At 66.3% G+C, this 8445-nt stretch carries 10 protein-coding genes; 7 read left to right on the forward strand and 3 right to left on the reverse strand.

Going from position 1 to position 8445, the window contains the following annotated elements; genetic code table 11:
• Positions 1–318 (forward strand): amidohydrolase family protein (locus ACO6D5_RS18765; protein ID WP_485826185.1); only part of this gene is annotated, 318 nt, incomplete at its 5' end.
• Positions 319–328: 10 nt separating this feature from the next.
• Positions 329–742 (forward strand): RidA family protein, encoded by a 414-nt coding sequence (locus ACO6D5_RS18770; protein WP_315526514.1) that lies wholly within the window; start codon positions 329–331, stop codon positions 740–742.
• A 61-nt stretch (positions 743–803) separates the two neighbouring features.
• Here ACO6D5_RS18770 and lolA read toward each other — a convergent pair whose 3' ends face one another.
• The gene (lolA, locus tag ACO6D5_RS18775) at positions 804–1427 is read right to left on the reverse strand and encodes an outer membrane lipoprotein chaperone LolA (protein ID WP_006223579.1); all 624 of its coding nucleotides are present in this window, start codon (positions 1425–1427) and stop codon (positions 804–806) included.
• On the reverse strand, positions 1427–3811 hold the full coding sequence (locus ACO6D5_RS18780) for a DNA translocase FtsK (protein WP_485826186.1): 2385 nt from the start codon (positions 3809–3811) through the stop codon (positions 1427–1429). The genes lolA and ACO6D5_RS18780 overlap by 1 nt, the downstream gene beginning before the upstream one ends.
• A gap of 42 nt (positions 3812–3853) precedes the next feature.
• On the opposite strand from ACO6D5_RS18780, the gene trxB reads away from it, so the two are divergent.
• Genes trxB through ACO6D5_RS18805 form a run of 5 tightly spaced genes read left to right on the forward strand, consistent with a single transcriptional unit; the run spans position 3854 to position 7564 of the window.
• Positions 3854–4813 carry a thioredoxin-disulfide reductase gene (trxB, locus tag ACO6D5_RS18785; RefSeq protein WP_006223577.1) on the forward strand — a complete coding sequence of 320 codons (960 nt, stop codon included), beginning with the start codon at positions 3854–3856 and terminating at the stop codon, positions 4811–4813.
• Positions 4800–5468: a Smr/MutS family protein gene (locus ACO6D5_RS18790; protein ID WP_485826187.1), complete on the forward strand. Its 669-nt coding sequence runs from the start codon at positions 4800–4802 to the stop codon at positions 5466–5468. The genes trxB and ACO6D5_RS18790 overlap by 14 nt, the downstream gene beginning before the upstream one ends.
• On the forward strand, positions 5465–5794 hold the full coding sequence (locus tag ACO6D5_RS18795) for a DMT family transporter (RefSeq protein ID WP_315526503.1): 330 nt from the start codon (positions 5465–5467) through the stop codon (positions 5792–5794). The genes ACO6D5_RS18790 and ACO6D5_RS18795 overlap by 4 nt, the downstream gene beginning before the upstream one ends.
• Entirely contained in the window at positions 5791–6438 is a 648-nt protein-coding gene (locus ACO6D5_RS18800) for a hypothetical protein (protein WP_485826188.1), read from the forward strand. The genes ACO6D5_RS18795 and ACO6D5_RS18800 overlap by 4 nt, the downstream gene beginning before the upstream one ends.
• Positions 6425–7564: a hypothetical protein gene (locus ACO6D5_RS18805; protein WP_485826189.1), complete on the forward strand. Its 1140-nt coding sequence runs from the start codon at positions 6425–6427 to the stop codon at positions 7562–7564. The genes ACO6D5_RS18800 and ACO6D5_RS18805 overlap by 14 nt, the downstream gene beginning before the upstream one ends.
• Here ACO6D5_RS18805 and ACO6D5_RS18810 read toward each other — a convergent pair.
• On the reverse strand, positions 7561–8445 hold an 885-nt coding region (locus tag ACO6D5_RS18810), incomplete at its 5' end, for a VC_2705 family sodium/solute symporter (RefSeq protein ID WP_485826190.1). The two genes, ACO6D5_RS18805 and ACO6D5_RS18810, sit on opposite strands and share 4 nt — an antisense overlap.

Genomic DNA, 8445 nt, shown 5'->3' on the forward strand with positions numbered 1-8445 from the left:
TTGATCCAGGCCGTGCACAAGATGACGGGCTTGTCCGCCGCCCGCTTCGGCCTGGCCGACCGCGGCCTGGTACGCGAGGGGTATCACGCGGACCTGGTGCTGTTCAATCCGGACACGGTCATCGACCGCGCCACCTTCGCCGCGCCGGTGCAGACCGCGGCCGGCATCGAAGCCGTCTGGGTCAATGGCGTCCTGTCGTACCACCAGGGACAACCCACCGGCGACCGCGCCGGCCGCTGGCTGCCGCGCAACGGCGACCTGCGCGCAAGCTTCGCGGCAGCGTCTTCCCGCTCTCCCGCATCAATCCAATCCCAATAGGAGCCTCCCCATGAGCAATGTCCCCACCCCCGACAAGAACGGCATCACCCGCTACGGCGTCGCCGGCGGTACCGGCCAGGGCGGTTCGCACATGCCGTTCGCGCGTGCGGTCGCCGCCGACGGCTGGCTGCACGTGTCCGGCCAGGTGCCGATGGAAAACGGCGAGGTGATCGAAGGCGGAACCGTGGCGCAATGCCACAAGGCCATCCAGCAACTGCTGGCCATCCTGAAGGAAGCCGGCTATGGCCCGGAACACGTGGTGCGCTGCGGCGTGTGGCTGGACGACGCCCGCGACTTCCCGTCGTTCAACAAGGTGTTCAAGGAGTACTTCGGCGAAAACCCGCCCGCCCGCGCCTGCGTGCAGTCCAGCCTGATGGTGGACGCCAAGGTCGAGATCGATTGCGTGGCGTACAAGCGGCCTTGATGGCGCGTCCTTGATCGGCAGCCCGCAATGAAAATGGCCCGGTGATCAACCGGGCCATTTTTTACATCTTCACCACATCGACGCCCTTGGGCGCCGTGAATTGGAATTCCTTGGCGGACAGCGACGGGTTGGCCGCGATCGCCGACAGATCGACGCGCGTCGTCTGGCCGAAGGAATCCAGGAGTTCGACGCGCACCGGCAGGTTGTCCTTCATGCCGATGTCCACGCGCGAAAAACCGGCGTCCGCCGTGCGCGGTTTGGCGCGCAGCCACTCCACGCCATCCTTGGCCGGCAGCGCCGATACGTCGAACGATTGCTCGAGCGACCCCGAGCCAAACAGGATCGCGGCAGGCGACGTGCCGATGGCGGCATCCACCTTGCGCTCGGTCACTTGCGCCAGATCCGGATCGAACTGGAAGACCGTGCGGCCGTCGGAGATGACGAGCTGTTCGTACGGCTTTTGCACCGCCCATTTGAACTTGCCGGGGCGCTGGAACGAAAACACGCCGGTCTGCGCAGGTTGCGTGCGGCCCTGGTTGTTCACCGTGTATTGCGAGAACGACCCGGTGGCCGCCGTCACGGAAGAGACGAACGCCTTCAACTGCTCTTGCGCGCTGGCGGCGAACACCAGGGCGGGCGCCAGACTCAAGGCGGTGGCGATGGCCAGGCGGCGAAACGTCTTCATCATGCTTCCTCTCGGGCGGCGGCTGCGGCAGGGACCAGGATTTCCCGGTTGCCATTGGATTGCATCGCCGACACCATACCCGATTGCTCCATTTGCTCGAGTAACCGGGCCGCGCGGTTGTAACCGATGCGCAGGTGACGCTGCACCAGCGAAATCGAGGCGCGGCGGTGCTTGAGCACCACTTCGCACGCCTGGTCGTACATCGGGTCGGACTCGGCGTCGCCGCCGATGCCGGTGACGCTGCTGGCGCCCTCGCCGTTGTCGCCCTCGACCCCGCCTTCCAGCAGGCCTTCGATGTAGTTGGGTTCGCCCTGCGCCTTCAGGCTTTCCACCACGCGGTGCACTTCATCGTCGCTGCAGAACGCGCCGTGCACGCGCACCGGCAAGCCGGTGCCCGGCGGCATGTAGAGCATATCGCCCTGGCCCAGCAGGGTTTCGGCGCCCATCTGGTCAAGAATGGTGCGGGAGTCGATCTTGGACGACACCTGGAACGCAATGCGCGTGGGGATGTTGGCCTTGATCAGGCCCGTGATGACGTCCACGCTGGGACGCTGCGTCGCCAGGATCAGGTGGATGCCGGCGGCGCGCGCCTTCTGCGCCAGGCGGGCGATCAGCTCTTCGATCTTCTTGCCCACCACCATCATCAGGTCGGCCAGCTCGTCGATGACCACCACGATGGTGGGCAGCGGCGACAGCGGTTCGGGCGCATCGGGCGTGAGCGAGAACGGGTTCGGGATGGGCTCTTCGCGCTTGATGGCGTCCCGGATCTTGGTGTTGTAGCCCGCCAGGTTACGCACCCCCATCTTGCTCATGAGGCGGTAGCGCTTTTCCATTTCGCCCACGCACCAGTTCAGCGCGTTGGACGCCTGGCGCATGTCGGTCACGACCGGCGCCAGCAAGTGCGGAATGCCCTCGTAGACGCTCATTTCCAGCATCTTCGGGTCGATCAGGATCAGGCGGGTGTGGGACGCGTCGGCCTTGTACAGCAAGGACAGGATCATGGCGTTGATCCCCACGGACTTGCCCGAACCCGTCGTACCCGCCACCAGCAGGTGGGGCATCTTGGCCAGGTCGGCCACGACCGGGTTGCCGGCGATGTCCTTGCCCAACGCCATCGTCACCACCGAATGGCTGGCGTGGTAGGTCTGTGAACCGAGGATTTCGGACAGGCGCACCATCTGACGGCGCGGGTTGGGCAGTTCCAGGCCCATCAGGTTCTTGCCGGGAATGGTTTCCACCACCCGGATGCTGACCAGGCTCAGCGCGCGCGCCAGGTCCTTGGCCAGGTTGACGATCTGGCTGCCCTTCACGCCGGTGGCCGGTTCGATTTCATAGCGCGTGATGACCGGGCCGGCCTGCGCCGCCACCACGGTGACGGACACGCCGAAGTCGGCCAGCTTCTTCTCGATCAGGCGCGACGTGAATTCGATGGTTTCGGCCGACACCGTTTCCTGATTGGTCAGTGGCGGGTCCAGCAGGCTGATGGCCGGCAGGTCGCCTTCGGTGCCGCCCGCAGGCGCGAAGAACAGCGACTGCTGCTTTTCCTTTTCGACGCGTTCGGACTTGGGCACGACGGTAATGGCGGGCTCGATGCGCACCGGCTGCTCGTGCACCAGTTTTTCCTGCTTGGCCTCGACCTGTTCGGTACGCACGGCCTTGGCCACCTGGCCGACCTTGCGGTCTTCGCGGGCGGCGTAGGAATTGCGGACGCGGCGGATCAGGCCTTCCATCCAGGAACCCACGCGTTCGGCCACGGCCAGCCACGAGAACGAGAAGAACAGGCTCAAGCCGATAGCCAGCATGACCAGGAAGGCCAGCGTGCTGCCGGTAAAACCGATGCTGCGGCTGATCAGGTCGGCCAGCGTGTGGCCGATGACGCCGCCTGCGCCGCTGGCGGTCTCGGAGGCGCCGGGCAGATGCGTGCCGCGGCTGGCCAGGCGCAGGGCTTCCATGCCCAGCGAGCCCAGCAGCAGCAGGAAGAAGCCGATGCCCTCTTCCCAGTGGACGCGCGGCAGCACTTCCGGTTGCTTACCATTAGTTACCTTAAGCTGGCTGGCCAGCCGCCGGTAGCCCGCGCGCACCCGGTGCAGCAGCAGGACGACCCACCACCAGGCCGAGAAGCCGAAGAGATAAAGGAGGATGTCCGCCAGATAGGCGCCCAGCCGTCCCCCGTGGTTGCGCACGACGTCGCCGGGCACGGAGTGCGACCAGCCAGGGTCGGACGCGCTCCAGGTGGCCAGCACCAGGGTGAGCCAGGCCGCCAGGGCGGCAAATAGGATCCAGCGGGCTTCGCGCAGCAACGCGGAAATACGCGTTTGTAGCGGCGAAGGCCCGTTGCGGGTGTTGCGCGAGGCGCGCGGAGAAGCAGTCGAGATACGCGGCATGCGGCTCATTATAATTGGGCGTTAACCTAAAGATACCCGCCCATGTCCACGCCTACGCACGCTAAAGTTTTGATACTCGGTTCCGGCCCTGCCGGTTACACGGCGGCCGTCTATGCGGCACGCGCCAATCTGAGCCCTGTTCTTGTTACAGGTCTGGCCCAAGGCGGCCAGCTCATGACCACTACGGATGTCGACAATTGGCCGGCCGACGCGGATGGCGTGCAGGGTCCGGACCTGATGCAGCGCTTCCAGAAGCATGCTGAACGCTTCAATACCGAAATGCTGTTCGACCACATCGCGAAGGTCGACCTGTCCAAGCGCCCGTTCACGCTGACCGGCGACACCGGCAAGATTTACACCTGCGACGCCCTCATCATCGCCACCGGCGCCTCGGCCAAATACCTGGGCCTGCCGTCCGAGCAGTCCTTCATGGGCCGCGGCGTGTCCGGCTGCGCCACCTGCGACGGTTTCTTCTACCGTAACCAGGACGTGGTCGTGGTGGGCGGCGGCAACACCGCCGTCGAGGAAGCCCTGTACCTGTCGAACATCTGCCGCAAGGTCACCCTGATCCATCGCCGCGACAAATTCCGCGCCGAACCGATCCTGGTCGACAAGATGATGGCCAAGGTCGAGAACGGCAACATGGCGCTGAAGACGTTCCACACGCTGGAAGAAGTGCTGGGCGACGACAGCGGTGTAACTGGCGTGCGCGTACGCCACGTGGACACTGGCGTCACCGAAGACATGCCGGTCACCGGCGCCTTCATCGCCATCGGCCATCAGCCGAATACGGAAATCTTCCAGGGCCAGCTGGAAATGAAGGACGGCTACATCGTCACCAAGAGCGGCCTGTCCGGCATGGCGACCATGACCTCCGTTCCGGGCGTGTTCGCCGCGGGCGACGTCCAGGACCACGTCTACCGCCAGGCCATCACCAGCGCCGGCACGGGCTGCATGGCTGCCCTGGACGCCCAACGGTGGTTGGAGAATGCGGGGCAGTAAGGTCGGCCTGGCCGACCTGAAACGCCTGAAGAAAGACCTGCAGGCCGAGCGCGAACGCGAAGCGCTCGCCAAGCGGGTCGCGGTGCTGAAGAAGCCGGAAAGCGCGCCGTTGGACGACATGGCCGCTTTCCAGCGCACGATGAAGTCCGTCACGCCGATCAAGGCGGCAGCCCGCGTTGAGCACAAGCCCGTGGCGGAACCCGCCCCGGCGCTGCGCCGCGCCAATGCGCTGGGCGAAACCCCGTCGCGCGCAGACGCCGGCGTATCCGACGGCGGCGAAATCACGCATCTCTTGTCCGAAGGCGGCACTGCTTTCGTGCGCAGCGATGCGGCGCCTGACACCGCCCGCAACCTGCGCCGCGGCCAGTGGCGCGCGGGCGCGGAACTGGACCTGCACGGCCTGCGCGTCGAACAGGCCCGCCACGCGCTGCTGTCCTTCCTGGACGAATGCCAGGAACACGGCATCCGCTGCGTGCGCGTCGTGCACGGCAAGGGCTATGGCTCGCAAGGGCTGGAACCGGTGCTGAAAGACAAGGCCCGCACCTGGCTGGTGCAAAAGCATGAAGTCCTGGCGTTTTCCGAGGCGCCCGAACGCGAAGGCGGCGCAGGCGCGCTGCTGGTGCTGTTGCGGCAATCCGAAGGAATGCGCAAATGAAATGGCTCTACCTGGGTGTGGCGATCATCGCCGAGATCTTCGCCACCAGCGCCCTGAAGGGCTCCGAAGGCTTCACCCGCCTGGTGCCGTCCCTCATCACCGTGACGGGCTACCTGGTCTCCTTCTACTTCCTGTCGCTGACGCTGCGCGAGATCCCGGTGGGCATCGCCTACGCCATCTGGTCCGGGGTAGGCATCGTACTGATCTCGATCGTGGGCGCAGTGCTGTTCAAGCAGCACCTGGACACGCCGGCGTTGATCGGCATCGGCCTCATCATCGCCGGCGTGGTGGTGATGAACGTGTTTTCGAAATCCGTCTCGCATTGAGCCGCCCCGTCGCGCCACCGGCTGCGTCTTGCGTTCGCCGTTGGCTGGCGGCTTGGCTGTGCCTGAGTTGCCTCACCCTCCTGCCGGCCGGCAACGCCTGGTCGCAGGAATTCAACCGCGCCGCGGAACTCGCGCGCTACCGGGCTTGGCTGACGGATTTCAAACAGGACCTGGAGCGCTTTTCCACATCGCGGCGCCCGTTGTCCGAAACCGAACTGGACGCCATGTTCGCCCGCTCGGTGGTGCCCGGATCGCGCGCAGCGGCATTCGTCCGCCAGAGCTTTGCGCGGCGCGGCGACGACGGCGCCTATTTCCCGCAGATGGGCCCGCGCGCGATCTTCCTGGGCGTGCTGGACAGCGGCATCCCCGCCGGCCAGGGCGGCCTGTACCCGGAAACGGACCCGGCGCTCAACGCCGCGGACCTGACCGTCTGGTACCTGCATGTGGACGTAGGCGACATGACCAATACCTATCTGCTGTCGGACAAGCATTTCACGCCGTACCGGCTGCCGCCCCCCGGCAAGCTGGAACGCAATGCCTACCCGTTCCTGCTGATGGACACGCATGCCGGCGCGCTGCGCCTGGGTGGCGTCAGCAGCGAACTCTGGGGGTTGATCGTCTACCTGCACAATGCCACGCGTTGAATCCGCCCTGCGCCTGCTGGCGCTGACGGGCCTGTCGATGGCGCCCGGGCTGGCCAACGCGCTGTGTGAACCGCTGGCGGCGTCCGCGCAGCGGCAGACCGTCGTGGCCGACATCTCGCTGGACGGCACCAACACCTTGCTGGCGCTGGACGGTTCGCGCATCCCGTCCTGGCAGGCTGCCGCCACGGTGGAGACCGGCGCACGCGCCACGCCTGTCATCTGGGCCGAACGCGTGGACTGGTCGGTGTACGCTGCCGCGCCGGACGCGCGCATCGGCCTTGCGATGCTGCGCTTCGAAACCGGCGCCGACGGCCGCCGGCACTTGTGCGGCATCGCGCGCTACAGCGCCAACGCGGTGGAGGCGGCCCGTGAATCCGGCAAGGCCGACCTGCCACGGCCCGACTCGGAAACGCGCTACTACTATGGCGAAGGCGACCGCTTGACCGGCTTTGAGGAGCGCTCCCGTGCGGCCGACGGCCGCCCGAACCCGCCGGTACGCCACTGCCTGCGCTATGACGAACACGGTTGGCTCGCCGAGTTGGGCGCCGTCGCTTGCGCCTCCCCTTCCCAACCGATGACCCGCTACGTGCATGACGCGGCAGGCCGGCTGCTGCGCGTCATCGCCTATCAAGACAATGCCGGGAAGGCGTCCCAGGTCGTGACCTATGACGGCCGGGGCCGCGCCACGCAACGCTATCTGCGCCAACGCACCGGGTGGGCGGAAGACGGCCCTGCGCTAGGCCTCCCCTATCGCGAGATACCAAGCGAATACGCCGTGCTGGTGTTGCCCGGCCCGGCCTGGAAGCCGCCCGCGCTGGATTCGTACCACTATGACTGGGCCATCGTGCAGTCCGCGCCCGGCAAGGGCGGCCGCGACATCTACGCCGCCAAGCGCGACCCCGCCCAGGTGCTGGCCAACGGCAACAGCGGCAACGGCGGCCGGTTCGCCCTGACCGCCGCGCAGAAGCAGCGCGTCTGGGAAGCCGCCGGCCAGACGCCAGGCAGTGTGCAATGGCTATGGGCGCCGGGCCAGACGTATACCTTGCTGCAAGCCATGCCCGGCGCCGTGTGGGCGGCCTGCACCGATCCGGACAATCGCAAGACCGACGCCTGCGGCACGCCTTAGGTGTTTTCGGCCGGCGGGCGAGGTGCCCCCGGGTGGCGCAGATAATCCACCAGCGCCAGCGTCGCGCGGTCAGGCGGCGGCGTCAGCAGCGACACCACGATGATCGTGAGAAATGCCACGGGCGCGCCGAATATGCCGGCCGCGATAGGCTGGATGCCCCACCACAGGTCGACCGGTTGCGTGCGTGAAATGCCCAACACCCATTCGCGCAGCCACGGATGCGTGTGCGTCATGTAGGCGAAGGTCACCGCCAAGCCTGCCGCCATGCCCAAGGTGGCGCCCCACTTGTTGGCGCGGCGCCAGAATACGCCCATGACCAGCGCGGGAAAGAAGGACGACGCTGCAAACGAAAACGCGGCGGACACCATAAACAGAATATCGGCTGGCTTGCGCGCCGCCACCCAGGCCGCGCCGAACGCCACCACCAGCAACAGGATTTTCGACACCATTACCCGGCGCGCGGCCGACATGCGCGGCGACACCATCCGGTACCACATGTCGTGCGACAGGGAATTGGACAAGGTCAGCAACAGGCCGTCGGCGGTGGATAGCGCGGCCGCCAGCCCGCCAGCGGCCACCAGGCCTGAAATCACGTAGGGCAGCCCGCCGATCTCAGGCATGGCAAGCACTACAACGTCGGCGCCCATGCTGATTTCGCTTAGCTGCACGACGCCGTCGCGGTTGATGTCGGTGACGTCCAGCAGGTTGCTGTCGACCGCGCTCCAGGCGTGTACCCAATTGGGCAGGCTCAGAAAATTCGACCCCACGACCTGCGTATAGACCTCGTACTTGACCAATAGGGCCAGCGCGGGCGCCATGAAATACAGCAGCAGGATGAACAGCAGCGACCAGCACACCGACTTGCGCGCCTCGATCACCGA

It is taken from the genome of Achromobacter sp. (assembly GCF_057314935.1).

Excerpts from the sequence above, each read along its gene's own strand:
- ACO6D5_RS18790 (WP_485826187.1), top strand. The coding sequence starts at position 4,800 with ATGCGGGGCAGTAAGGTCGGCCTGGCCGACCTGAAACGCCTGAAGAAA.
- lolA (WP_006223579.1), bottom strand. The coding sequence starts at position 1,427 with ATGAAGACGTTTCGCCGCCTGGCCATCGCCACCGCCTTGAGTCTGGCG.
- trxB (WP_006223577.1), top strand. The coding sequence starts at position 3,854 with ATGTCCACGCCTACGCACGCTAAAGTTTTGATACTCGGTTCCGGCCCT.
- ACO6D5_RS18770 (WP_315526514.1), top strand. The coding sequence starts at position 329 with ATGAGCAATGTCCCCACCCCCGACAAGAACGGCATCACCCGCTACGGC.
- ACO6D5_RS18805 (WP_485826189.1), top strand. The coding sequence starts at position 6,425 with ATGCCACGCGTTGAATCCGCCCTGCGCCTGCTGGCGCTGACGGGCCTG.
- ACO6D5_RS18795 (WP_315526503.1), top strand. The coding sequence starts at position 5,465 with ATGAAATGGCTCTACCTGGGTGTGGCGATCATCGCCGAGATCTTCGCC.
- ACO6D5_RS18780 (WP_485826186.1), bottom strand. The coding sequence starts at position 3,811 with ATGCCGCGTATCTCGACTGCTTCTCCGCGCGCCTCGCGCAACACCCGC.